20 protein-coding genes and 1 pseudogene are annotated in these 23,959 nt (G+C 71.1%); 11 read left to right on the top strand and 10 right to left on the bottom strand.

Annotated features, from left to right (window positions below; genetic code table 11):
- Nucleotides 1-16 precede the first annotated feature (16 nt).
- On the bottom strand, nt 17-1,237 hold the full coding sequence (locus CP970_RS41155; RefSeq protein WP_055546718.1) for a CaiB/BaiF CoA transferase family protein: 1,221 nt from the start codon (nt 1,235-1,237) through the stop codon (nt 17-19).
- Nucleotides 1,238-1,254: 17 nt separating this feature from the next.
- A complete protein-coding gene (locus CP970_RS41150) occupies nt 1,255-2,418 on the bottom strand; it encodes an acyl-CoA dehydrogenase family protein (RefSeq protein WP_055546719.1) in 1,164 nt (387 codons plus the stop codon).
- Between the two features lie 107 nt (nt 2,419-2,525).
- On the opposite strand from CP970_RS41150, the gene CP970_RS41145 reads away from it, so the two are divergent.
- From CP970_RS41145 to CP970_RS41135, 3 genes are all read left to right on the top strand, one after another.
- The gene (locus CP970_RS41145) at nt 2,526-3,269 is read left to right on the top strand and encodes an IclR family transcriptional regulator (RefSeq protein ID WP_224058998.1); all 744 of its coding nucleotides are present in this window, start codon (nt 2,526-2,528) and stop codon (nt 3,267-3,269) included.
- 60 nt (nt 3,270-3,329) lie between these two features.
- Nucleotides 3,330-3,893: a GNAT family N-acetyltransferase gene (locus CP970_RS41140; protein ID WP_055546724.1), complete on the top strand. Its 564-nt coding sequence runs from the start codon at nt 3,330-3,332 to the stop codon at nt 3,891-3,893.
- A 166-nt stretch (nt 3,894-4,059) separates the two neighbouring features.
- Nucleotides 4,060-4,395, top strand: coding sequence for a hypothetical protein (locus CP970_RS41135; RefSeq protein WP_055546726.1), 336 nt, complete (start codon nt 4,060-4,062; stop codon nt 4,393-4,395).
- 76 nt (nt 4,396-4,471) lie between these two features.
- Here CP970_RS41135 and CP970_RS41130 read toward each other — a convergent pair whose 3' ends face one another.
- On the bottom strand, nt 4,472-5,347 hold the full coding sequence (locus CP970_RS41130; RefSeq protein WP_055546801.1) for a TauD/TfdA dioxygenase family protein: 876 nt from the start codon (nt 5,345-5,347) through the stop codon (nt 4,472-4,474).
- Between the two features lie 294 nt (nt 5,348-5,641).
- Nucleotides 5,642-6,496 (bottom strand): SAM-dependent methyltransferase, encoded by an 855-nt coding sequence (locus CP970_RS41125; RefSeq protein ID WP_055546728.1) that lies wholly within the window; start codon nt 6,494-6,496, stop codon nt 5,642-5,644.
- A 309-nt stretch (nt 6,497-6,805) separates the two neighbouring features.
- On the opposite strand from CP970_RS41125, the gene lpdA reads away from it, so the two are divergent.
- Together lpdA and CP970_RS41115 are read left to right on the top strand one after the other, a co-directional pair.
- Nucleotides 6,806-8,209, top strand: coding sequence for a dihydrolipoyl dehydrogenase (gene lpdA / locus CP970_RS41120; protein ID WP_055546730.1), 1,404 nt, complete (start codon nt 6,806-6,808; stop codon nt 8,207-8,209).
- 128 nt (nt 8,210-8,337) lie between these two features.
- Nucleotides 8,338-10,494 (top strand): MMPL family transporter, encoded by a 2,157-nt coding sequence (locus CP970_RS41115; protein ID WP_055546732.1) that lies wholly within the window; start codon nt 8,338-8,340, stop codon nt 10,492-10,494.
- Between the two features lie 20 nt (nt 10,495-10,514).
- On the opposite strand, the gene CP970_RS41110 is transcribed toward CP970_RS41115, so the two are convergent.
- Nucleotides 10,515-11,774 carry an MFS transporter gene (locus CP970_RS41110; RefSeq protein ID WP_055546734.1) on the bottom strand — a complete coding sequence of 420 codons (1,260 nt, stop codon included), beginning with the start codon at nt 11,772-11,774 and terminating at the stop codon, nt 10,515-10,517.
- A gap of 490 nt (nt 11,775-12,264) precedes the next feature.
- Here CP970_RS41110 and CP970_RS41105 point away from each other — a divergent pair, with 490 nt between their 5' ends.
- The 3 genes from CP970_RS41105 (at nt 12,265) to CP970_RS41095 (ending at nt 15,613) form a co-directional block, all read left to right on the top strand.
- Entirely contained in the window at nt 12,265-13,803 is a 1,539-nt protein-coding gene (locus tag CP970_RS41105; protein WP_055546736.1) for an MFS transporter, read from the top strand.
- Between the two features lie 167 nt (nt 13,804-13,970).
- Entirely contained in the window at nt 13,971-14,384 is a 414-nt protein-coding gene (locus tag CP970_RS41100; RefSeq protein WP_055546738.1) for a YciI family protein, read from the top strand.
- Nucleotides 14,381-15,613 (top strand): RNA polymerase sigma factor, encoded by a 1,233-nt coding sequence (locus CP970_RS41095; protein WP_191095103.1) that lies wholly within the window; start codon nt 14,381-14,383, stop codon nt 15,611-15,613. The genes CP970_RS41100 and CP970_RS41095 overlap by 4 nt, the downstream gene beginning before the upstream one ends.
- Here the strand turns inward: CP970_RS41095 and CP970_RS41090 are convergent.
- Entirely contained in the window at nt 15,583-16,515 is a 933-nt protein-coding gene (locus CP970_RS41090; RefSeq protein ID WP_055546742.1) for a LysR family transcriptional regulator, read from the bottom strand. The two genes, CP970_RS41095 and CP970_RS41090, sit on opposite strands and share 31 nt — an antisense overlap.
- 164 nt (nt 16,516-16,679) lie before the next feature.
- Here CP970_RS41090 and CP970_RS41085 point away from each other — a divergent pair, with 164 nt between their 5' ends.
- A complete protein-coding gene (locus tag CP970_RS41085) occupies nt 16,680-17,435 on the top strand; it encodes a sulfite exporter TauE/SafE family protein (RefSeq protein WP_055546744.1) in 756 nt (251 codons plus the stop codon).
- Nucleotides 17,436-17,744: 309 nt separating this feature from the next.
- Nucleotides 17,745-18,059 (top strand): hypothetical protein, encoded by a 315-nt coding sequence (locus CP970_RS41080; protein WP_055546746.1) that lies wholly within the window; start codon nt 17,745-17,747, stop codon nt 18,057-18,059.
- Here the strand turns inward: CP970_RS41080 and asnB are convergent.
- Together asnB and CP970_RS41070 are read right to left on the bottom strand one after the other, a co-directional pair.
- Nucleotides 18,032-19,872, bottom strand: a pseudogene (gene asnB / locus CP970_RS41075) (asparagine synthase (glutamine-hydrolyzing)). The gene CP970_RS41080 and the pseudogene asnB sit on opposite strands and share 28 nt — an antisense overlap.
- A gap of 236 nt (nt 19,873-20,108) precedes the next feature.
- Nucleotides 20,109-20,684 (bottom strand): TetR/AcrR family transcriptional regulator, encoded by a 576-nt coding sequence (locus tag CP970_RS41070; RefSeq protein ID WP_055546803.1) that lies wholly within the window; start codon nt 20,682-20,684, stop codon nt 20,109-20,111.
- Between the two features lie 155 nt (nt 20,685-20,839).
- Here CP970_RS41070 and CP970_RS41065 point away from each other — a divergent pair, with 155 nt between their 5' ends.
- Nucleotides 20,840-21,787: a DMT family transporter gene (locus CP970_RS41065; RefSeq protein WP_055546750.1), complete on the top strand. Its 948-nt coding sequence runs from the start codon at nt 20,840-20,842 to the stop codon at nt 21,785-21,787.
- Here CP970_RS41065 and CP970_RS41060 read toward each other — a convergent pair.
- Nucleotides 21,738-22,394: a TetR/AcrR family transcriptional regulator gene (locus CP970_RS41060; RefSeq protein WP_079043446.1), complete on the bottom strand. Its 657-nt coding sequence runs from the start codon at nt 22,392-22,394 to the stop codon at nt 21,738-21,740. The genes CP970_RS41065 and CP970_RS41060 overlap by 50 nt on opposite strands.
- A 2-nt stretch (nt 22,395-22,396) precedes the next feature.
- Entirely contained in the window at nt 22,397-23,869 is a 1,473-nt protein-coding gene (locus CP970_RS41055) for an MFS transporter (RefSeq protein ID WP_055546751.1), read from the bottom strand.
- Nucleotides 23,870-23,959 lie beyond the last annotated feature (90 nt).

The raw sequence follows: 23,959 nt of genomic DNA, 5'->3' as shown, positions 1-23,959 counted from the left end.
CACCCGCCACTGACAATCACGCGTCGTCGCAGGTCACCCCGGGATCGGGGCCCCGCACGACGCCGCTCGCCAACGCCTCCTCGACGGCCGCGTCGTCGTAGCCCACCGCACCGAGCACCTCCCGGGTGTCCGCACCGGCGCCCCGCACCACGGGGCGCTCCCGCGCCGGTGTGCGGGAGAGGGAGACGGGCGAGGCGAGCCCCCGGTAGTCGTCGTGCTCGATCACCAGGCCCCGGTGGCGGACTTGGGGCGCGGTGAGGGCCTCGGCGACGTCGTGCACGGGCGATGCGGGGATGCCGCGGGCCGTGAGGAGTGCGGTCAGTCCGGTGCGGGAGTGGGCGGCGATGGGCTTCTCCAGGGCCGCGCGGAGCTCCTGTTGGTGGCGTACGCGGTCCGGGTTCGTACGAAAGCGCGGGTCGTCCGCGAGGTCCGGGACCCCCAGGACCTCGGTGAGCGCGGCGAACTGGCGGTCGTTGCCCACCGCGACGAAGAGGGGCCCGTCGGCAGCGGTGAACGCGTCGTAGGGGGCGATGGTGGGGTGCGCCGAGCCGGTGCGCCGCGGCACCGTGCCGTTCGCGAGCCAGGTCGCCGAGTGCGGGTGGAGCAGGCTGACGGCGGTGTCCAGGAGGGTGCAGTCGACGAGTTGGCCGAGCCCGGAGCGGTGGCGTTCGTTCAGCGCGAGCAGGATTCCGGAGAACGCGAGGATTCCGGTGACCTGGTCGACGACCGGCACACCGACGCGCAACGCCGGTCCCCCGGCCGCTCCGTTGACGCTCATCAGGCCGCCGTACGCCTGGAGCACGGCGTCGTAGCCCGGCTGTCCGCCGAGCGGCCCGTCCGTGCCGAAGCCGGTGATGCGGCAGTGGATGAGCGAGGGGAACCGGGCGCGCAGCTCGTCGTCGGAGTAGCCCCACTTCGCGAGGGTGCCCGCCTTGAAGTTCTCGACGAGCACGTCGGTGTCACGCAGCAGGGCATCGAGGATGTCCCGTCCTTCGGGCACGGACAGGTCGATGACGGCGTTCTTCTTGTCGCGGTTGAGGTTCCGGTAATACGCGGAGGTACCGGGCTCGACGAACGGCGGGCCCCATCCCCGCGTCTCGTCACCGGCAGGTGGCTCGACCTTGATGACATCGGCTCCGTGGTCGGCGAGCAACTGCGCGCAGTAGGGCCCTGCGAGGACCCGCGACAGGTCGAGCACCTTGAGCCCGTCGAGGGCACGGATCGGCGTGTTCGTCATCAGGATGACCTCGGCAATCAGTACGACTTCGGCAGGCCAAGCACATGGCTGGACACGTAGTTCAGGACCATCTCCTGGCTGATCGGTGCCAGCCGCAGCAGTCGCGCCTCCCTGAAGTACCGCTCGACGTGGAACTCCCTGGCGTACCCCATCCCGCCGAGCGTCTGCACGGCGCGGTCGGCGGCCTGGAATCCGGCGTCGGCGCACAGCCACTTGGCCATGTTGGCCTCCTTGCCGCAGGGCAGCCCCTGGTCGTAGCGCCAGGCGGCTTCGCGCGCCATGAGTTCGGCGGCGTCGAGCCGGGTCGCCGCCTCGGCGAGCGGGAAGGCGATGCCCTGGTTCTGCCCGATGGGCCGGTCGAAGACGACACGCGCGCGTGCGTAGTCGACGGCTCCGCGCAGTGCGGCCCTGCCGATCCCGAGCGCCTCGTGGGCGAGCAGGATCCGCTCCGGGTTCAGCCCGTCGAGGAGGTACCGGAAGCCCTGCCCCTCCTCTCCCACCCGGCAGGACGCGGGCACCCGCAGTCCGTCGATGAGGACTTCGTACGAGGCGACGGCGTTGCGGCCCATCTTGGGAATGGCCCGCAGCCGTACGGCGTCGGACGCGAGGTCGACGAGGAACAGCGACATGCCGTCCGTGGGCCGCTCCGCGCGGCGCCGCGCGGTCCTCGCGATGAGCACCATCTTCTGGGACTCGCCCGCCTTGGTGATCCACACCTTGCGGCCGTCGATCACGTAGTCGTCGCCGTCGCGCCGGGCGACGGTGGAGATGCGGGTGGTGTCCGTGCCCGCGTCGGGTTCGGTGACGCCGAAACAGACGTGCAGCGAACCGTCGGCGGCGCGCGGCAGGATCTCCTGGCGCAGCTCCGGACTGCCGTGTTTCACGATGGTGTTGAGCCCGAAGATGGTCAGGTGCAGGGTGCTGCAGCCGTTCATGCCCGCCCCTGACGCGGCGATCTCCTGGAGCAGCAGGGACGCCTCCAGGATGCCTAGTCCGCCGCCTCCGTACTCCTCGGGTATCGCCATGCCGAGCCAGCCCGCATCGGCGAAGGCGTCGTAGAACTCCCGGGGAAACGCCGCCCTTTCGTCGTGGTCCGCCCAGTACGGGTCGGGGAACCGGGCGGCGAGCGCGGCGACGGCGCGGCGGATGTCCTCCTGCTCGTCGGACAGCGCGAAGTCCATGGCTTCCAGCCCCAGTTCGTATATACGATCGCCGAGTCGGATATACGTGAGGCTATGAGTCGCGTGATCGGTGGGTCAAGAGTCACCGGGGAGATCAGGGGGACGGCGTGAGTGATGGGGCCATGCCCAAGGAGCACAGGACCGTCAGCCGTGTGACGGGCATCCTGGAGTACGTCTCGCGGCACGGCGGCGCCCGCGTGCAGGAGCTCGCCGATGCCCTGGGCGCCCCCAAGTCGTCGGTGTTCGGCCTGGTGAAGGGTCTTGTCTCGACCGGCTATCTGGTCGAGGAACGCGGCGTCCATCGGCTTGGCCCCGCCCTCGGCAGTCTCCTGCCGAGGGCCGCGCAGGACCTCGCGGGTGCCGCGCTGCCCACACTCGAAGCACTGCGAGACCACTTCGGGGAGACGGCCATGCTCGGCACGGCTGTCGGCGATTCCCTTGTCTACGCGAGCGCCGCCGAGTCACAGCAGCTGATCCGCTATTCGGCGCCGCTGCGCACCCGCCGTCCTCTCTATCCGCCGAGCGCGGGCAAGGTGCTGCTCGCCCACCGCCCCCGGACCTGGAGCGACGCCTACCTCCGTACGCTGGTCCATGACCCGGCGGACTTCGAGGCAGCGCGCGACGAGCTGACCCAGGTCCGCGCCACAGGGGTGGCGTTCAACCGCGGCGAGACACTCCCCGACGTGACCGCCGCCGCCCGCCCGGTCCTGGTGGGCGGCGAGGTCCGTGCCGTGATCGCGGTGGCGGGCCCCACGCCACGCACCGCGGAGCGGCTCCTCGACATCGCGGACGCGCTGGTCGAGGCAGTGGACTCGGTCGCGGCACGGCTAGACGGGAGGGAGCTGGGCTGAGGGGGCCCTGCGCCGGAAAATCCTCGCGCCGTCCCAGCCACAGGCAGGCACAATGCGCTCATGTCCCCCTCCTCCCCCGGCCCCGCGCTCGCGCCCGACCGGATCCGCACCGCCCGCCTCGACCTCGTGCCGCTGCGCGTCGAGCACGCCGAAGAGATGGCCGCCGTGCTCGGCGACCCCGCCCTGCACGCCTTCATCGGGGGCGCCCCCGACGACGTGGCGGCGCTGCGCGCCCGCTACCGGCGGATGCTCGCGGGGTCGCCGGAACCGGAAGTCTCCTGGCTCAACTGGGTGGTCCGGCTCCGGACGGGGCAGCTCCCGTGCCTGGTGGGGACGGTGCAGGCAACGGTCACCCCGGGCGGTCCCGGCGGCGGCCCCGCCGCGGAGATCGCCTGGGTGATCGGAACACCCTGGCAGGGCCGCGGCTTCGCGTCGGAGGCGGCCCGCGGCCTGGTGGACTGGCTGACGGCGCAGCGGGCCGTCCGCACGCTCGTCGCGCATGTCCATCCCGGCCACGGGGCGTCCGCGGCCGTCGCGAGGGCGGTGCGGCTCACCGCGACCGACGTGGTCCAGGACGGCGAGATCCGCTGGGAGTTGACGGTCGAGGGCCGAGTCGAGGGGTAGGGGGCGCCGCCCGCGCACTGCCCGTCGTCCGAGCTTCCGCTTCGCCGCACCGCACAGGTGATTCGTACGCATAGCGGCGGCATGCCGCTGTCATCCCTGCTGTGCTGGATATAGCCCTCATAAGAGGCACAGTGGAAATCACCCGGTTTCGGGAAAGGGGTCCTCTATGCACATGTGGAAACGGCTCGCCAGGATGACCGTCGTCGCAGGCTCGGCGTTCGTCCTGGTGGCGGCGGTGTCGACCAGCGCCCAGGCGGCATCGGGCACCTTCTTCTACAACCGGGCCGACACGGGCTTCCGGGTACCGATCGCCGATCCGCCGGACGACACGTGTGTCCCGCTGGACGGCGGGGCGGGCATCGCCGACAACGGCACCGACACCCGGGCCGTGCTCTTCCGTGACACGGAGTGCCTGGTCCCGCAGGACTCGCTGGCGCCCGGCGGGAGCGGCGCCTACGGCGGAGCCACGGTTCCGCACGCGGTCATCTTCACCAACGGCTAGCGAGCGCGGCAGCGGATCACCACCTTGGGGCGCTCTCGGCGCCCCAAGGTTCCGCTTACCCCCCTGCCCCGCCCGATCAGTACGGCCGGTCGCCCGCGATCGCCACCCGCTCCGCGACGCGCCGGTGCGGGGCGTAGTCGTCGACGGCGTAGTGCTGTGTGGCGCGGTTGTCCCAGAAGGCGACGTCGCCCGCCTGCCACGTGAAGCGCACCTGGTACTCCGGCACATGGGCCTGGCGCACCAGGAAGCTCAGCAGCCGGTCGCTCTCCGCCCGGTCCATGCCGACGATGTGCGTGGTGAAGGAGGTGTTGACGAAGAGCATCCGGCGCCCGGTCTCCGGATGCGTGCGCACCACGGGGTGGGTGACGGGCGGGAACCGGTCCTGATGCGGGGCGAGTTGCTCGGAGCCGTAGAAGCGGGCGAAGCCGGGGATGAAGTCGTGTACCGCTCGCGCCCCTTCGACGCGTTCCTTGACGTCGTCGGGCAGGTTGTCGTACGCGGCCGCCATGTCCGCCCACATCGTGTCGCCGCCGTACGGGGGCACCTCGCGCAGCTGCAACACGGCGCCCAGGGCCGGTCGTTCGCGGAAGGTGACGTCCGCGTGCCAGACGTTCTCGTACGTCGGTGTGGCGCTGCCGCCCTTGTCGAAGCGGACGACGTCGTCGGCGGAGCCGCGCGCGAGCAGCGGATTGGTCTCCAACTCGCCCCAGTTCAGGGCGAAGGCGCGCTGCTGCTCGGCGGTGATGTGCGCGCCGCGGAAGAACAGCACCTTCCATTCGAGCAGGGCGCGGTTCAACTCCTCGCGCAGCGCGGGCGTCAGGGGCCTGGCGAGGTCGACGCCGCGGATCTCGGCGCCGATGAGGCGGCCTCGCGGGACGATGTCGAGCAGCTCGTAGGGCCGCTCCTCCCAGCCGTCGGGCAGTCGGCGCAGCACGCGGCGGCCTTCGTACATGCCGTCGGCGGGAACGCGGGCCGCACGGAGCGCGGGCGGGGTCGGCGTCGGAGTCGGGGAAGGAGTCGGCGTAGGGGTCGGTTCGGTGACCGTCATGGGGATCTGATCCTCAGGGGTGCGGAAGCGGGCGGGTGGCCGTGCGGAGATAACTCCGGACAGCTAGCGGCCCGATCGCTCGCACCCGCACCGCCACGGGACGTTGAACGTCCGTACGGCGGCGGTCAGGTGCTGGATCATGGTCGCCATTGTGGAACGCCGATCGCTCCTGGTCAACCGCCCGCGGGGCGACTGCGGCTACCGCGGCTTGCGCAGCACTCCCCCGTACTCGTAGATCCCCTTGTTGAGGTCGGTGGCGCCCAGGTACGGGAGCAGGTCGTCGTGGACCGGTGCGAGCGGGGGCTGGTCCGTGTCCGGGCGCCAGTCGACGAGGTTGACCAGGCCGGGCGCCAGGGGCTCGAGGCCGTCGAGGAGCGCGTCGACCTCGGCGGGGGTGCGGGTCTGCCACGGGACTCCGCCGCCGGAGATGTGCGCGGTCATCGCCGCGCCCCGCTCGGGGTCGTCGGCGACGACCTGCGAGAAGCCGAGGAGGCTGCCGGGCGCCGCGCGGTCGATGATGGCGCGCAGGACGCGCGAGGGTCCTTCGGCGTCGGTGAGGTGGTGGCCGACGGAGAGGAAGAGCACGGCGACCGGTTCGTCGAAGTCGATGAGGCGGACCACGTCGGGGTGGTCGAGGATCGCCTTCTGGTCGCGCATGTCGCCGGTGATCACCGTGGTGGAGGAGTCGTCGGCGAGCAGGGCCTGGCCGTGCGCGAGGACGATCGGGTCGATGTCCACGTAGACGACGCGGGCGTCCGGGGCGAAGCGCCTGGCGACCTGGTGGACGTTGTTGTCGGTGGGCAGTCCGCAGCCCATGTCGATGAACTGGCGGATGCCCGCCTCGTGGGTCAGGTGGCGCACCACGCGGTAGAGGAACTCGCGGTTCTGGCGGGCGATGTCGACGCACTCGGGGAACGAGGGCAGGGTGGAGAGCAGGAAGCTCCGGTCCACCTCGTAGTTGTCCTTGCCGCCCAGCATCCAGCCGTAGGCGCGGGCCGAGGTCGGGATGTCGAAGGGAATGGCCGTCGTCCCGGGCCGGTCGTCACTGTCCACCGCGCGCTCTCCGCCTCTCCCAGGGGTCCCACAGGGCTCACCGAACGTGTTCCGTTGCGGTGACACTATCCGGTGATCCACGTTCGGGTGAACCGCATGCGCCATCTCCAACACCCGGACAGGAGAGGGTGGTTGGTGGCGCCCGGGACCCCGCGCTCACCCTCCCGCCTCCGTCGGCCGCGGCCCTGTCGCCCACCATGGACTGTGGCGTGCCACACCCACCCGCCGTCCGGGCCCCCGCATGGCGCATGATCGTGACACAGAGCCATCCGCACCACTGGATCCGTTCCACCCAGAGAGGACCTCCCCATGGAAGACCGCTTCGACGTCGTCGTGCTCGGAGCAGGACCCGGCGGCTATGTGGCCGCCATTCGCGCCGCCCAGCTGGGCAAGCGCGTAGCGGTCGTCGAGGAGAAGTACTGGGGCGGTGTCTGCCTCAACGTCGGCTGCATCCCGACGAAGGCGCTGCTGCGCAACGCCGAGCTGGCCCACCTCTTCACGCACGAGCAGAAGACGTACGGCATCAAGGTCGACGGGCAGGTCTCCTTCGACTACGGCGAGGCGTTCAGCCGCAGCCGCCGGGTCGCGGAGGGACGGGTCAAGGGCGTCCACTTCCTGATGAAGAAGAACAAGATCACCGAGTTCGACGGCCGGGGCACGTTCGTCGACGCGAACACGCTGCGGGTCGAGGGCTCGGACGGCACGACGAGCACGATCTCCTTCGAGAACTGCATCATCGCCACCGGCGCCACGCCCCGCCTGCTGCCCGGCACGAGCCTGAGCGAGCGCGTGGTGTCGTACGAGGAGCAGATCCTCGCCGCCGAAGTGCCGCAGTCCATCGTGATCGCGGGCGCGGGCGCCATCGGCATCGAGTTCGCGTACGTCCTGCACAACTACGGCGTGAAGGTCACCATCGTCGAGTTCCTGGACCGTGTGGCGCCGCTTGAGGACGCGGACGTCTCGGCGGAGCTCGCCAAGCAGTACCGCAAGCTCGGCATCGACGTGCGCACCTCGACCCGGGTGGAGTCGATCGACGACTCCGGGCCGCAGGTCAAGGTCACGGTGACCGGCAAGGACGGCAAGCAGGAGGTCCTGGAGACCGACAAGGTCCTCCAGGCCATCGGCTTCGCCCCGAACGTCTCCGGCTACGGCCTGGAGGCGACCGGTGTGGCCCTCACCGAGCGCGGCGCGATCGATGTCGACGGCCGCTGCCGTACGAACGTCCCGCACATCTTCGCCATCGGCGACGTCACCGCGAAGCTGATGCTCGCGCACACCGCCGAGGCCATGGGCGTGGTCGCCGCCGAGACCCTCGCGGACGCCGAGACGATGGAACTCGACTACCCGATGATCCCGCGCGCCACCTACTCGCAGCCGCAGATCGCCAGCTTCGGCTGGACCGAGGCGCAGGCCAAGGAGAAGGGCTTCGACGTCAAGGTCGCGAAGTTCCCCTTCCAGGCCAACGGCAAGGCGCACGGCCTGGGCGACACCGTCGGCTTCGTGAAGATCATCAGTGACGCCCGGTACGGCGAGATCATCGGCGCCCACCTGATCGGCCCGGACGTCACCGAGCTGCTCCCCGAGCTCACCCTGGCCCAGCAGTGGGACCTCACCGTCCACGAGGTCGCGCGCAACGTCCACGCGCACCCGACGCTCGGCGAGGCCGTCAAGGAGGCCGTGCACGGCCTGGCCGGGCACATGATCAACTTCTGACGCGCCCCGGGCGCCCCGCCGCGGACGGGCGAGCGACACCGCTCGCCTCGAGTGGCGGGGCCGTCCGGTCCGGCCGATCCTTGCGAACAGGACTGTTGTGCCTCGGGGGCGAGGAGAGGCAGTAGCAGATGTTCTCTGGCCTGGGCCGATTCGTGGTCCGCCGCGCCTGGTGGATCATTCTCGCGTGGGTGGTGGCGGCGGGCGCCGTGATCTCACTGGCCCCGAAACTCACGTCGAGCAGCGACGAGGCGAGCTTCCTTCCCGATCACTACGAGTCCATTCGCGCGGCCGACGTGCAGGAGAAGGAGTTCCCCAAGCAGCAGAACATCGGCGCGATCATCGTCTTCCAGCGCTCCGACGGCGGGAAGCTGACCGTCGCCGACTCCGCAAACGTCGTACGGATCTCCAAGGACCTCCAGGCACGGAAGATCGACGAGGTGCGGGCGGTCGTACCTGGCGAGGTGTCGCCCAACAAGCTCGTACAGACGTCCGTCGTGGCGATGCCGAAGATCACCAACCCCGAGGACACCGCCCAGCAGGACGCGGTCAAGCAGCTGCGGACCGATCTCAAGCCCGAGCTGAAGGGCACCGACCTGACGGCCGGGATCACCGGTTCCGCGGCGCAGGCGCTCGACGAGAGCGACGCGTCCAAGAAGGCGGGCATCCTCGTCGGCGTCGGCACGATCGTGATCATCATCGTGCTGCTGCTCGTGATCTTCCGCAGCCCCATCATCGCGCTGCTGCCCGTGGTCCTCATCGGCCTGATCTCGCCCATGGCGACGGGCCTGATCGCCGCCGCCAACAAGGCGTTCGACATGAAGGCTGACTCCTCCATCCAGGAGCTGCTCACCGTCGTCCTGTTCGGCGTCGGCACCGACTACATCCTCTTCCTGCTCTTCCGCTACCGGGAGGCGCTGCGCGCGGGCGAGGATCCCAAGGGCGCCATGACGCACGCCGTCGAGCGGGTCGGCGAGGCCATCACATCGGCGGCGGGCGCCGTCATCGTCGCCTTCGCCGCGCTCACCCTCTCCTCGCTCGGCATGCTCCGGTCGATGGGCCCGGCGCTCGCGATCGCCGTGTTCGTGACGCTGCTCGCCGGGCTCACCCTGGTCCCCGCCGTGGTCTCGCTGCTCGGTACGAAGGTGTTCTGGCCGTCGAAGTCCTGGCAGCGCGAGCCGCAGGGCACCGGGTTCGCCAAGCTCGGCGGCGCCATCGCCCGCAAGCCCGCGGTGTGGGCCGTGGTCTCCGCCCTGTTCATGGGCGCGCTGGCACTCGGCGCGCTCGGCTACAAGGCGAACTTCGACCTCGCGGGGTCCTCGCTGCCCAAGGACAAGGAGTCGATGGTCGCCCTGGACAACCTCCAGAAGGGCTTCCCCGCGGGCTCCACCGACCCCACCTCCGTCTACCTCACGTCCACCACCGACAAGCGCGTCACCGAGGCCGAGGCGAAGGCGTTCCGGGGGCAGCTCGCCGATGTCCCCGGCGTGGGCGAGGTGGCTCCCGCCCGGCTCAGTCCCGACCGCACGACGGCCTCGTACTCCGTGGTCCTGGCCGATCCCCCCGCCTCCGACAAGGCGCTCGCCACGGTCAAGGACCGGCTGCGGCCTGCCGCCCACGAGGACGCGCCGCCCGGCACGCAGGCGCTCGTCGGCGGCACCACGGCGGTCTACGTCGACATCAACAAGGCGGTGGACCGCGACTATTCGGTGGTCTTCCCGGCCGCCGCGCTCGCCATCATGGTGATCCTCGGCCTGCTCCTGCGCAGCCTGGTGGCGCCCTGGTTCCTCATGCTGTCCGTCGCACTCGGCTTCGGCGCGACGCTCGGCGCGACGTCGCTGCTCTTCCAACAGATCGGGAGCCAGCCCGGGCTGATGTTCATGCTCCCCGTGATCATGTATTTGTTCGTGGTCGCGCTCGGCACGGACTACAACATCCTCATGGTGTCCCGGCTGCGCGAGGAGGCCCGCGAGGGCCGCGACCCGCACGACGCGGCGGGCACGGCGGTACGCCACTCGGGGCCCACCATCGGCTCGGCGGGCGTGATCCTCGCCGGTACGTTCGCGACGCTGATGCTCGCGGGCAACTCGACGCTCTCGCAGATGGGTTTCTCCCTCTCGTTCGGCATCGCGATCGCCGCGTTCGTGATGGCGATGATCTTCACGCCCGCGCTGACGGCGCTGATCGGGCACGCGGCGTGGTGGCCCGGGCACGGGGACGAGAAGCGGAACAGGGGCGACGGGGCGGCGACACCGCCGCCGGACGGCTCGGACGAGCGGGTTCCGTAAGGGCGATCAGGTTCAACTTCTCACGTCGCAGAGCCCGTTGGGCCGCGCACGATGCCCGTGAACGTCCCGACCACGGCCACGCACACCACGCCCGCGCCCACGGCGAGACAGACCGCGGGAACGCCGAACCCGGCCGCCGCGGCGGTGACGGCGGCGGCGCCGAGCGGACCCAGCGAGTAGTGCGTGGTCCAGAACGCCGCGGTGACCCGTCCCAGGAGGTGACTCGGCGTCACTTCCTGGCGCAGGGACATCGAGCAGATGCCGGACACGCCGGTGGCGAGGAGCATCACCGCCGACGCGAGCCCGGTCAGCGGCACGCTCTCGGTGAGCCCGAGGCAGGCGACGGCGACACCTGCCACGGCGATGGCGCCCGTCCAACTGCGCCCGAACCCCAGCCTCTTGCGCAGCCGTGTGACCACGAAGGCCCCGAGCAGCGTGCCGATGGTCCCCGCGCTCAGCACATAGCCGACGGTGCTGTCCGCGTGCCCGAGGTCCTCCTTGACGCGGTAGATGATGACGTCGGTCAGGCCGTGCGTGAGGAAGATGAAGACGGAGAGCAGCACGGTCAGCGGCCGCAGCACGGGATGCGCCCACAGGAAGCGGACCCCGGCGAGGAACTCCCCGCGCACTCCGCCGCGTCGGGCACGCCCGGCCTCCTCGACCGTGGGCGGCGGTGCGGGCCGCAGCTTGACGAGCAGCAGCCCGGCCGCCGACGCGGCGAAGGTCCCCGCGTCGATCCCGATGGCGGCGACGGGCCCGAACGCCGCGGCGACGAAGCCCGCGAGGGTCGGTCCGCCGACCGTCGCGACGGCGAACGCCCCGAAGAGGTGGGCGTTGGCCCGGGTGATCTGGTCGGGCTCGACGAGGGCGGGGACCACGGTCACGTACGTCACCTGGAAGAGCATCGAGAAGACACCGGCGAGCGGCACCACCGCGTAGATCAGCCACATGGGCGTGGCGTAGAGCCAGACCAGCGGGATCAGCGCGTACAGGAGACAGCGCGCCACATCGCTGAGCATCAGCAGCCGCCGTCGGTCGAAACGGTCGGCGATCACCCCGGCGAAGAGCCCGGTGACGATCGAGGAGACGCCGGTCAGTCCGGTGACGAGCCCCATCTGAACGACCGAGCCCGTGCTGTGCAGGACGAGCAACGGGATCGCCACGAAGGAGAATGAGTCGCCGAGGGCGGAGAGGGTCTGGATGACCAGGAAGGCGCGGTAGTTGGCATTGGCCCACAGGGAGGGCGACGCCGCCCCCGAGACATGATCCTGCTCGGTCACTTCCGCCCCCACTCCCCCGTCCGCCCCTGTGGTCACGCTAGTCCAGCGGCAACCGTTCATGGTCCGTTCGCGGAAGATTCTCCGACCATCGACCGCGCCGCGCGATTTGCTTTTCCGGCGAAAGTGTGGACCCACAAGGGTCCAGACAATCGCCCGTTGCTCACACTTCCGGCGGGAAATCAAGCGGAATTGATAAACCCTCATCAGGTCGCCTGTCTACGCCCCAAAGACGAATGTCAAGCCGAATGAATCATGACCCAGAACCCCTTCCACAGGGCCGCCACCAGGCGCTATCGGGTGCTAAAGTCTTCACTCGTCCCGAGCCCAGGCCGCATTCCGTCGGCGCAGCGCTCGGATTGCATTACGGTGATCCAGCTCTCCGAAGCAGGTCACCATGCCTTTACCGCCGAAATGGAAGCCGACCTTCCACGCCCGCATCCCGTTCCGGCGAATTGTGTCCACGTCTGATGTCTTGCCCTGGAGCTCTTTCATGTCTGCTGACAGCACGGCTGTCACCGCCCCCGCACCGGCGGACACCGCCGGCGCCCCCGACGCCTCACCCCGAGGCCACCACCTCGGCCTCGCCCTGTTCGTGATCGCCGCGGCCCAGCTGATGGTGGTCCTCGACGGCACGATCACCAACATCGCCCTGCCCAGCATCCAGACCGCCCTGGACGTCTCCGACGCCAACCTCGCGTGGATCGTCAACTCCTACGCGCTCGCCTTCGGCGGTCTGCTGCTGCTCGGCGGCCGGGCCGGAGACCTGTTCGGGCGGCGCCGGATGTTCCAGGTGGGCATCGCACTGTTCACCCTGGCCTCCCTCCTCGGCGGTCTCGCCCCGAACGAAGGGCTGCTGATCGGCGCGCGCGTCCTCCAGGGCGTCGGCGCGGCCATTGCCGCGCCCAGCGCGCTCTCCCTGATCGCCACGACGTTCCCCGAGGGCAAGCCCCGCAACAAGGCGATGGGCGTCTACGCCGCCATGGCGGGCATCGGCGCCACCGTCGGCCTGCTGCTCGGCGGCATCCTGACCGACGCCCTCGACTGGCGGTGGGTGTTCTTCGTGAACATCCCGATCGGCCTCGCGGTCCTCGCCGGTACCAGGACGCTCGTCGAGGCCGAACGCCACCGCGGGCGCCTCGACCTCCCCGGCACCGTGACCGGCACCGGCGGCCTGATCGCCCTGGTCTACGGCATCACCCGCGGCGGCGAGCACGGCTGGACGGACTCCCTGACCCTGACCTGCTTCGCCGTCGCGGCCGTCCTGCTCGTGGTGTTCCTGCTCGTCCAGAGCCGCACCGCGCACCCGATGATGCCGCTGCGCCTCTTCAAGGACCGCAACCGCTCCGGCTCCTACGCGACCATGCTGTTCATCGGCGCGGGCATGATGGCCACGTTCTACTTCCTGACCCTCTACCTCCAGCTGATCCTCGGCTACAGCGCGGTGAAGACCGGCTTCGCCAATCTGCCGTTCAGCCTCGGCATGGGCGTCGCGGCCACCGTCAGCGCCAAGCTCGTCACACGCCTGGCTCCCCGCCTGATCGCAGGGCCCGGCCTGCTCATCGCCGCCGTCGGCATGTTCTGGTTCGCCACGCTCACGCCCGATTCGTCGTACGCCGGGCATCTGATGCCCGCGATGTTCGTGACCGCGCTCGGCCTCGGGATGAGCTTCGTGCCCATGACGCTCGGCGCGGTCAGCGGCGTCGGCCACCAGGAGACGGGCATCGCGTCCGCGCTCCTGAACACCGCCCAGCAGATCGGCGGCGCCCTCGGCCTCGCCGTCCTCGCGACGATCTCCACCTCGACGGCGAACGACCGGCTGCCCGACGCGGCCGCCTCCTTCTACCGTGCGGCGGCCACCCAGGACCACGGCCTGCTCGCCCGGGCGGCCGACGCGATGACGCACGGCTACACCATGGCCTTCGTCGGGGCGGGCGCCATGTTCCTGGCGGGCCTGGTCGTCACCGGCCTCGCCGTCACCGCGGGCAAGCAGCGTACGGACGAGGGCGCGGCCCCCGTCCACCTGGGCTGAAGCCCCGGTAGCGAGGGGCCCGGCGCTTCACCAGGAACCCGTCGCCGTCCGTCGATAGGATTTCCTCGGAACTCTTTTCCGCGAGGTGTCGAGAACGTGCCGCCCGCTCCGACGTTCCCTGTGAGCGTCGCCCACGAGGGGTGACGGCGCAGCCGAGGAGCGAAGTCATGAAGTATCTGGTGATGGTCCAGGGTTCTCAGGCCGACTACGAGGCGATGTCGGGCAAGCCCTCCGGATCCGCTCCGGCCTGGAGCGAGAAGGAACTGCAGGCGATGTACGCCTTCATGGGCGGGATCAACAACGACCTCGCGGAGACCGGTGAACTCATCGACGCGCAGGGCCTCACGGAGCCCGCGCAGACGCGCTTCGTCAGCAGGGACAAGGACGGTCGCCCGGTGATCACGGACGGCCCCTACGGCGAGACGAAGGAAGTGCTCGCGGGGTACTGGCTCCTCGAATGCGAGAGCCTGGAGCGGGTCACCGAGATCGCGCAGCGCATCACGGAGTGCCCGGGCCCCGAGGGCCTGGTCGAGCCGCCCGTCGTGATCCGACCCGTAGGGGAAGCCGGAGGCGAGTGCTGAAACGTACGACCGAGGTCGAGGACCTGCTGCGCCGTCACGCGCCGCAGGTCCTCGGCGCGCTCGTACGCCGGTACGGACACTTCGGCGCCGCCGAGGACGCCGTGCAGGAGGCGCTGCTTGCGGCGGCGCGGCAGTGGCCTGACCAGGGGGTGCCCGATAATCCGCGCGGCTGGCTGATCAAGGTGGCGTCGCGCCGTCTCGTGGACCAGCTGCGCGCGGACGACGCACGGCGGCGGCGCGAGGAGGAGGCGGCGCTGCTCACCCCGCGCGACGCGTTCACCGCTCCTCCGCCGGGCGAGGGCCGCGCCCCTTCGGACGACGACACGCTGACGCTGCTGTTCCTGTGCTGCCACCCGCTGCTCGGCCCGCCCGCGCAGGTCGCCCTCACGCTGCGGGCCGTCGGCGGCCTGACCACCGCGGAGATCGCCCGCGCCCATCTGGTGCCCGAGGCGACCATGGCGCAGCGGATCAGCAGGGCCAAGGCGAAGATCAAGGGCGTCTCGTTCCTGCCGCCCCGCCCCGAGAACCGGGACGGGCGGCTCGCCGTCGTCCTGCAAGTGCTCTACCTGATCTTCAACGAGGGCTATACGGCGACGTCCGGCGAGGCCCTGCACCGAGCGGACCTCGCCCGCGAGGCGATCCGGCTCACACGTGCGGTGCGGCGGCTGCTGCCCGCCGATGGCGCGGTGACGGGCCTGCTCGCGCTGATGCTGCTCACCGAGGCGCGCAGCGCCGCCCGCACCGGGCCGCACGGCGAGCTGATCCCGCTCGACGAACAGGACCGCACCCGCTGGGACCGGGCGGCGATCGCCGAGGGCACGGCCCTTGTCGAGGAGGCGCTGTCCCAAGGCCCCGCGGGCGCGTACCAGTTGCAGGCGGCGATCGCGGCGCTGCACGACGAGGCGGCGGACGGGGGCAGCACGGACTGGCCGCAGATCCTCGCGCTGTACGACCTGCTCGTGCGGCGCGCGCCGGAGCCGATGGCCGAGCTGGGCCGGGCCGTGGCCTTCGCGATGGTGCACGGACCGCTGGCCGGACTCGGTGAACTCACCGCGCTGGAGGACCGGTTGAAGGGCCACTACCGCCTCCACGCCGTGCGCGCCCACCTCCTGGAGAAGGCGGGCGACATCGAAGGGGCCCGCGCCGCCTACCGGTTGGCGGCGCGGGGCACGCTCAGCCGCCCCGAGGCCCACTACCTTCAGACGCGCGCGGCCAGACTGCCGTCCTGAGCCGGCCGCGGGCCGAGCGGCGCGCAGTGCTCGGCGACGGTGTCGGCGAAGGCGCGCGCCGACGGGCTCAGCGCGTCCCACCTGCGCACCGCCCACCCGACCTGTAGCGGCGGCAGATCCGGGACCGGGACGAGTCGCAGCCCCGCGGGCCCTTGGTCGCGCCAGCCGGGCAGCGCGGGCACCACGGCGTGGCCGAGCCCGAGTTCGGCGAGGAGGACCGCCGTGTCCCAGTCGGCGACACTGGTGCCCGTCGGCAGTTCTGCCCCCGACTCACCGAGGTGCACGTCGAGTTGGCCGCGCGAGGTCGAGTTCCCCGGCGGCGTGATGAGCCGCCCGGCGGCCAGGTCGGCGAGTTCGGCGCGCTCGCGTCCCGCGAGCGGGTCGTCGGCGCGGACCGCGAGCACCCACGGCAGTTCGACGACGGGCCGCAGCTCGATGCCGCGCACCGGCGTCCCGATCGTGATCCAGGCGAGGTCGAGGTCGTCGGCCGCGAGCGCGTCGAAGCAGGCGCTGCTGGAGCTCATGGTCTGGAACTCCAGGGTGACCCGCGGACAGCGCTCCCTGAAGTCGACGACGGCCTCCGCCATGAAGTGCCGTACGGAGGTGGCTCCGGTGGTGACCCGCACCGCGCCGCCGTCGCCGCGCGCCAAGTCGCGCAAGCGGCGCACGGCGAGGTCGATGCCGCCGATGCCGTCGGCCGCCGCGGCCCACAGGACGCGCCCGGCGGAGGTGGGTACGACGCCTCGCGCATGTCGCTCCAGGAGGCTCACGCCGAGCTCCCGTTCGAGGCGTTTGACGTGCTGGCTCACGGCGGACTGCGTACAGGAGAGGTCGCGGGCCACGGCACTGAGGCTGCCCGCGCGGCAGACGGCCGTGAACACGCGGAGGTCGTCGAGGGTCACGAGGGGCGAAGGTATCGCTTGGGGGCGGGCAAGGAAAGCCGAGTATTGACTTGGGTTTTGGCCGTACACCAAGATCGAGTCCGGCCCGGACGGGGATCCGGTGCGCGGGTCATGACCCCCGCCGCACCGGCGCGCGGGCCGAGACCGCTCCGGAAAGGTGTGCTGTGGAAGCGCTTGAGATGGTGGCCGTCGGCGCCGCCGGTGTCGCGGCCGGCGGGCTCAACGCGGTGGTCGGGTCCGGCACCCTCATCACCTTCCCCACCCTGCTGGCCTTCGGGTTTCCACCGGTGCTCGCCAACGTGTCGAACAACCTCGGCCTGGTGCCGGGCACGCTGAGCGCCGCGTACGGCTACCGCCGGGAGATGAAGGGGCAGTTCGGGCGCCTGGTGCGATTCGGCACCGCCTCGCTCGTCGGCGGCCTGATCGGCGCGCTGCTCCTGCTCGAACTGCCCGCCGACGCCTTCCAGGCGGTGGTGCCGGTACTGATCCTGACCGCCTGCGTCCTGGTGCTGCTGCAGCCCCGGCTCAACCGGCGCCTGCGGAACCGCGAGGAGCCGGGGAAGAAGGACGGCGGCATCCTCCTGTGGTGCGGGGTGCTCGCCACCGGCGTCTACGGCGGCTACTTCGGCGCGGCCCAAGGGGTCCTGCTCATGGGCCTGTTCGGCGCCACGCTCCTGGACGACCTGCAGCGCCTGAACGCCGTGAAGAACGTCCTCGCCTCGATCGTCAACGGCGTCGCCGCGGTCCTCTTCATCGTGGTCGCGGACATCGACTGGACGGCGGCCGGTCTGATCGCGGCGGGTTCCACGGTGGGCGGCCTGGTCGGCGCCCGCTACGGCCGCAGGCTGCCGCCGACCGTGATGCGCGGCTTCATCGTCGTCGTCGGAGTGACGGCGTCCGTGCTGATGCTGCTGCGCTAGCCGGTCACCGAACGCCACGATGGCACCGGCGCGCCGACCGGGACACGGGACCACGGGCCCCGCGCCCGCGGCCCGGCGCCACGTAACGCAGGTCACACCGACAGGCCGCTCACCTGGGAACACCACAGAGTGGTTCACCGTTGAACATGATGTGGCCCCGACCGCGATTCCCCCGTCCGGCCGGGGCCACACCCCTGCCTCAGCACTCCGCCCTCACTGTCCGTGGGTATTCCGAGCGGATTTCACGCCTTCGAGGGCGAATATGCCAACCGCACCGCGTCACACCCGCCCGAGCGGCATCATGCGTCCATGGACGGTGCCAAGCCTGTGCAGGTCTTGTTCACGCCCGAGGAGTACGACGCGGTCCTGGGACTCGCGGAGCAGCTCGGAGTGCCGGTAGCCGAGTTCATCCGCCGCGCCGTCACCCTGCGCCCCGAGGAGTATCCGGACCCCGGCCGCCGCGCCGAGACCCGGCGCGGGGCCGCGGTGCCGCCGGTCAAGCGGGACCTTGGAGCGGACGGGACGCCCGCGCTCCAGAGGTTCCTCGACACCCTCGCGGCCTCGGCGGATCCGGCTGACGGCGTGACCGCGGCCGGTCAGGACAGCGCGAGGTCCGGCTTGTAGAGGTCGAGCCAGATCGCGAGGTCGAGGGTGCGTTCCAGGCCACGCCGGGAGGCCTGGGTGATCTGCGGCGCGTCCCGCCCCGCGGCCCGCTCCGCCCCCTCGCGGTCCACCAGGTCGAAGACCGGATGCCCGGGCGTCGCGAGCAGGTCCTTGACGTGGCCCTGGAGCGCGACGGCGTACTTGGGGTCCTGGGTGGAGGGGTAGGGGCTCTTCACCCTGTCGTACACGGACCGCGGCAGGACGTCCGCGGTCGCCTCGCGCAGCAGACTCTTCTCCCTGCCGTCGAACGACTTCAGCGCCCACGGCGCGTTGTACACGTACTCGACGAGCCGGTGGTCGCAGAACGGAACGCGCACCTCAAGACCGACGGCCATGCTCGCGCGGTCCTTGCGGTCGAGCAGGACGCGTACGAAGCGGGTCAGGTGCAGGTGGCTGATCTTGCGCATGCGGTACTCGAAGTCGCTCTCGCCGTCCAGGCGTTGGATGCCCGCCACGGCCGTCGCGTAGCCCTCCTTGACGTACGCGTCGAGGTCGAGGGTGCCGCTCAGGTCAGGGCGCAGCACCGAGGCGTCGTCACCGAAGTGGTCGGCGAACTTCACCAGCCAGGGGAAGGTGTCGGCAGTGCGGGCCCGCTCGTCGAAGAACTGCAGGTAGCCGCCGAAGACCTCGTCCGCCGACTCGCCCGAGAGCGCGACCGTGGAGTGCTCGCGGATGGACCGGAAGAGGAGGTAGAGGGAGGCGTCCATGTCGCCGAAGCCCATCGGGATGTCCCGTGCGCGGATCATCTTCGCGCGGACCTCGGGGTCGGCGAGGGCGTCCGAGTCCAGGACGATGTCGCGGTGTTCGGTGCCCGCGAGCTTGGCGACGTCGTGCACGAAGGGGTGTCGGGGGTGCCGCGCAGCTCGTCGGCGACGAAGTTGTCGGTCTGCCCGACGAAGTCGACGGCGAAGCTGCGCACCGTCTCGCCCGCCTCGGCCAGCTGGCGCGCGGCGAGCGCCGTCATCGCCGAGGAGTCGAGGCCGCCGGAGAGCAGGGTGCAGCGCGGGACGTCCGAGACGAGCTGGCGGCGCACGATGTCGTCGAGGAGCTCCCGCACCTTCGCGATGCTCGTGTCCCGGTCGTCGGTGTGCGGCCGGGTCTCGAGGGTCCAGTAGACGTGCCGCCGAAGGCCCGAGCGGTCGACGGTCACGACCGTGCCGGGTTCGACCTCGCGCATGCCCTCCCACACGGCGTGCCCGGGCGTCTTGACGACGGTGAACAGCTCCCGCAGTCCGTCGACACCGACGCGGGCGCGGGCCAGCGGGTTGGCGAGGATCGCCTTGGGCTCGGAGCCGAAGAGGACGCCGTCGGACGTCTCGTAGTAGTAGAAGGGCTTGATGCCCATGCGGTCGCGGATCATGACGAGCTTGTCGTGCCGCCCGTCCCAGATCGCGAAGGCGTACATGCCGTTGAGCCGCTCGGCGAGCGCCTCGCCCCATTCGACGTAGCCGCGCAGGACGACCTCGGTGTCGGACTCGGTGGTGAACCGGTGGCCGCGGGCGGCCAGTTCACGGCGGAGCTCGGTGAAGTTGTACGTCTCCCCGGAGTAGACGAGGGCGACCGTGCCGGTCGGCGTCTCGACGGTCATGGGCTGGCGTCCGCCGGGCAGGTCGATGATCGCGAGTCGGCGGTGCCCGAGCCCGACGGGCCCGTCGTACCAGGTACCGCGGTCGTCCGGGCCCCGGCAGGACATCGTCTCCGTCATGGCCTCCAGCGTCCCTGACGCGGCCCTGAGATCACGGTCGAAGGAGACCCAGCCGGTGATGCCACACATGCGCTTCCTCCTGTTTGGCGAACTAGATGTATCTAGCACCTACTTAAGGAGCGTGCGCCCGCGATGGCGTACGGTCAACGTCCGCGAAACCCGGCGGCGGCCCGCACCCCCACCATTTCGGCCGCCTTTTGCCAAGGCCAGACACCCTCACCCACCGGCCCCGGTCCCGTCACCACACCCCGGCGGACACCCGGCGCATCACGGAACGAATCATTCCGGCCACGCGCAAAGACTTGTCAACGATCCGCGGACCCTCGCGCCACGGCGGTCCGCAGCAGTGCGTCGGCGTCCGCGCGGGCCTGGTCCACGGCTCCGGGGAAGACGTGCAGGCCGTGCGCGACGAGAGCGCCCTCGTGCAGCAACATCAGGGTCCGGCCCAGGCGTTGGGCCCCGCGCGGAGCGATCTCCCGCGCGAGATCGGTGAACAGCGCGAGCATCCACGCCTTCTGACCGGTGATCACCTGGTACGCCGGGTGGACGGGGTCGCTGATCTCCGCATGCGCGTTGACCATGCCGCACCCCTTCGCCAGGTGCGCCCCCGCCCAGTCCCGCGAGGCGTCGAAGACGGCGAGGATCCGGGCGCGCGCCGTGCCCGCGCCCGCCACGTACGGGGCGAGGAAGGCCCGCCAGCGCTCGTCGCGGTCCGCGAGGTACTCGACGACGATCTGCTCCTTCGAGCCGAACCGGTCGTAGAGGGTCTTCTTCGTCACCCCGGCCTCGGCCGCGATCAGGTCGACTCCGACGGCATGGATGCCGCGCTCGTAGAAGAGCCGCCCCGCGGCGTCGAGGGCACGCCGCGCACCCGGCGTCATGGCGATGCGACGCGGCCCTTCGACCGTCGCGCCGCCCTTCTCGGACTCGTTCCCGCACTCAGCCTCACGCTCGCTCATGCCTCCATAGTAAACCGATCTGTATAGTCTCCCCGGAGTAGACCGATCTGTATACCTAACCCGGCGGGAGGACCACCGTGAACGTCGTGCTGTCGATCGCCTTCGTGCTGACCTGGAGCTCCGGATTCATCGGCGCCAAGCTGGGCGCGGGGAGCGCGTCCGCGGTGACGGTCCTGATGTGGCGCTTCCTGCCCCTCGCCGTCGTCCTCGCGGTGGTCGCCCTCACCCTGGCCAGGGCGTCCTGGCGCGGTGTGACCCCGCGCGACGTCGCCAGGCAGTCGGTCGTCGGGGCACTGTCCCAGAGCGGCTACCTGCTCACCGTGTACTACGCGATCCAACTCGGCGTCTCCAGCGGCACGACCGCTCTGATCGACGGCACCCAGCCGCTGGTCGCGGGCGCGCTCGCCGGGCCGCTGCTCGGTCAGTTCGTCTCACGCACCCAGTGGCTGGGCCTCGGACTCGGCGTCACCGGCGTCGCCGTGGTCACCGCGGCCGACTTCGCCGGGGGCGGCGACGCCCCGTGGTGGGCCTACCTCGTGCCGTTCCTCGGCATGCTGTCGCTGGTGGCGGCGACGTTCCTGGACCGGCGGACGCGCCGTCCGGTGCGTCCCGCGGCGGCGATGACCGTCCACTGCGTGACCAGCGCCGTGATCTTCACGGCGCTCGCGGCGGCCACAGGCGGGGCCGCGCCGCCCGCCGAGGCGTCGTTCTGGGTGGCGATCGGCTGGCTCGTGACGCTCTCCACGTTCGGCGGGTACGGCCTGTACTGGCTGATCCTGCGCCGCTCCGGAGTCACCCAGGTCAATACGCTGATGTTCCTCATGGCGCCGGTGACGGCCCTGTGGGGCGCCCTGATGTTCGGCGAGCCCTTCGGCGGCCAGACGGCCCTCGGCCTCGCGGTCGCACTCTCCGCCGTGCTGGTCGTGCGGCGCGGCCGTGACCGCGGGGATGCCGCGGCCGCCGTGACGGAACCGGTCACTGAGGCGTCAGCAGCGCCTGCACCGCGGGCGCGTACCGGCCGGTGACCTCGTCGATCCCGGTGCCCCGCAGGCACGGACCCCGGGCGATGCCGTACATCACGCCGAGCCCGATGAGCATGCCCACGGCCAGCTCGGCGCGCAGGCCCGCGTCAGGACCCGGCAGCCGTTCGCTGAGCCGGTGGGCCACCTGCGTACGGAAGTTGGCGCGCAGGATGTCGCCCTGTTCGCCGTGGAGCGGGGCGAAGACGATCCGCAGGATGGGGTCGGCGCCCCGCTCGGCCTGACCGGTCAGGACATGGCGGACCATGTGTGCGCCGAGACCGTCCACGGGCGCGTCGAAGAACGCGTCCGCGTCCACCTCGAACGACATGACGTGCGAGAACAGCGCGTCCTTGTTCCCGAAGTACTTCAGGATCAGCGGGGGACTCACCCCGGCGCGTTCGGCCACCGCCTTGAGCGTGATGTCGCCGTGCGCGTGCCGCGCGAGGAGGTAGCGGGCGGCGCGGATGATGGCGGCCTTGGTCGCCTCGGCGTCCCTGCGGCCGGAGGGAGTCGGTGGCGCGGACCGGTCCGACTGGGCCGATGTCACGGCAGCGGCCCGAGCCTCGGTCGCGGGTGAAGGCGTCGTCGAGGACGAGGCGGTGGTCGCCATGGTCACGTTCCTTCCAGAGCCGTCTCCTGGGTGGACCCCCCGCGCCCCGCGCGCGGCCGCCCGCCCTTCGGCACCGTGTCCGAGGGTATGGCCAGAGCGGCGGCGCAGGCGACGAGCGCCACCGTTCCCGCCAGGGCGAAGGCCATCTGATAGCCCCGCAGGGTGGGGACGTGGGCCGCGCCGACGGCGCTGGTGTGATGTACGAGCACGGCGGCCACCGCCGCGCTGCACACGCTCTGCCCGATGGTCCGCATCAGGACGTTCACGCCGTTCGCCGACGCGGTCTGGGCGACCGGCACCGCCCGCAGGATCAGCGTGGGCAGCGCGGAGTACGCGAAGGTGGTCCCCGTCGACACGATCGCCGCACCCACGACGATCACCCACAACTCCCGGCTGTCCACGATGCGTACGACATAGCCGAGGGCGATGACGGCCGACCCGATCGCGAGCGTCACCCTGGGTCCGCGCGCGGCGGAGATGCGGGCCGAGACCGGCGAGAGGACCAGCATGACCACACCGTTGGGCAGCAGGCACAGGCCGGTCGCCACGATGGACAGCTCCAGGCCGTAGCCGCTGGCGGCGGGCGCCTGCACCAACTGCGCCGTCACGAGCGAGTTGGCGTAGAAGGCGAACCCGGCGAGCAGCGCGGCCACGTGCGGCAGCGCCACCTTCCGCCCGGCCGCGAGCCGCAGGTCCACCAGCGGCTGCTCGGTGCGCAGTTGCCGGTGCCACCACGCGGCGAGGATGACGACCGCGCCCACGCCGAGCCCGATCACCGCACCGCTCCCCCACCCCCACTGGCCGCCCTGCGACACCGCGAGCAGCAGACAGACGAGGCCCCCCGCGAGTCCCAGCGCACCCCACGAGTCGAACCGGCCGGGGGAACACACCGGTGATTCCCGGACGACCCACCAGGCGAGCGCGAACCCGACGGCGCCGAGGCCCGCGGTCGCCCAGAACATGACGTGCCAGTCCGCGTACTGCACCACGAGCGCGGCGAGGGGCAGGCCGAGCGCGGCGCCGATCCCGACCGTGGAACTCATCAGGGCGACCGCCGAACCGGTGCGCTCCGGCGGGAGTTCGTCGCGCAGGATGCTGATGGACAGCGGCACCACGGCGGCGGCCGCGCCCTGCAGCGCACGCGCCGCGATCAGCAGCCGGATGTCGGAGGTCAGCGCGCAGAGCACCGAGCCCGCGGTCATCAGGCCGAGGGCGATGAGCAGGACGCGGCGCTTGCCGTACATGTCGCCCGCGCGGCCGAGCACGGGGGTGAGCACCGCGCCCGCCAGCAGGGTCGCGGTGACCAGCCAGGAGACGGCCCCGGCGGAACTGCCGGTCAGCCGGGGCAGATCGGGCAGCAGCGGCACGACCACCGTCTGCATGACGGCCATGAGGATGCCGCCGAAGGCCAGCACGGGAACGGTCAGCCGGGCCCTGAGGCCCTTCGTCTCACCGGGTATCGGTACGGACTTCATGCGGACTCCCCCGCGAGCCTGAGGTGAATTGAAATTCACCATAGCGGGTGAATGGGTATTCACCATGAGGAAATGGCATGTGCCATGAGA

Origin of the sequence: Streptomyces kanamyceticus (assembly GCF_008704495.1) — a bacterium.
Taxonomy (GTDB): domain Bacteria; phylum Actinomycetota; class Actinomycetes; order Streptomycetales; family Streptomycetaceae; genus Streptomyces; species Streptomyces kanamyceticus.
This window is presented reverse-complemented; position numbering and strand designations above follow the sequence as displayed.

Excerpts from the sequence above, each read along its gene's own strand:
- lpdA (WP_055546730.1), top strand. The coding sequence starts at position 6,806 with ATGGAAGACCGCTTCGACGTCGTCGTGCTCGGAGCAGGACCCGGCGGC.
- CP970_RS41070 (WP_055546803.1), bottom strand. The coding sequence starts at position 20,684 with ATGACGCCGGGTGCGCGGCGTGCCCTCGACGCCGCGGGGCGGCTCTTC.
- CP970_RS41150 (WP_055546719.1), bottom strand. The coding sequence starts at position 2,418 with ATGGACTTCGCGCTGTCCGACGAGCAGGAGGACATCCGCCGCGCCGTC.
- CP970_RS41155 (WP_055546718.1), bottom strand. The coding sequence starts at position 1,237 with ATGACGAACACGCCGATCCGTGCCCTCGACGGGCTCAAGGTGCTCGAC.
- CP970_RS41100 (WP_055546738.1), top strand. The coding sequence starts at position 13,971 with ATGAAGTATCTGGTGATGGTCCAGGGTTCTCAGGCCGACTACGAGGCG.
- CP970_RS41060 (WP_079043446.1), bottom strand. The coding sequence starts at position 22,394 with ATGGCGACCACCGCCTCGTCCTCGACGACGCCTTCACCCGCGACCGAG.
- CP970_RS41080 (WP_055546746.1), top strand. The coding sequence starts at position 17,745 with ATGGACGGTGCCAAGCCTGTGCAGGTCTTGTTCACGCCCGAGGAGTAC.
- CP970_RS41105 (WP_055546736.1), top strand. The coding sequence starts at position 12,265 with ATGTCTGCTGACAGCACGGCTGTCACCGCCCCCGCACCGGCGGACACC.
- CP970_RS41115 (WP_055546732.1), top strand. The coding sequence starts at position 8,338 with ATGTTCTCTGGCCTGGGCCGATTCGTGGTCCGCCGCGCCTGGTGGATC.
- CP970_RS41130 (WP_055546801.1), bottom strand. The coding sequence starts at position 5,347 with ATGTACGAAGGCCGCCGCGTGCTGCGCCGACTGCCCGACGGCTGGGAG.
- CP970_RS41135 (WP_055546726.1), top strand. The coding sequence starts at position 4,060 with ATGCACATGTGGAAACGGCTCGCCAGGATGACCGTCGTCGCAGGCTCG.
- CP970_RS41140 (WP_055546724.1), top strand. The coding sequence starts at position 3,330 with ATGTCCCCCTCCTCCCCCGGCCCCGCGCTCGCGCCCGACCGGATCCGC.
- CP970_RS41055 (WP_055546751.1), bottom strand. The coding sequence starts at position 23,869 with ATGAAGTCCGTACCGATACCCGGTGAGACGAAGGGCCTCAGGGCCCGG.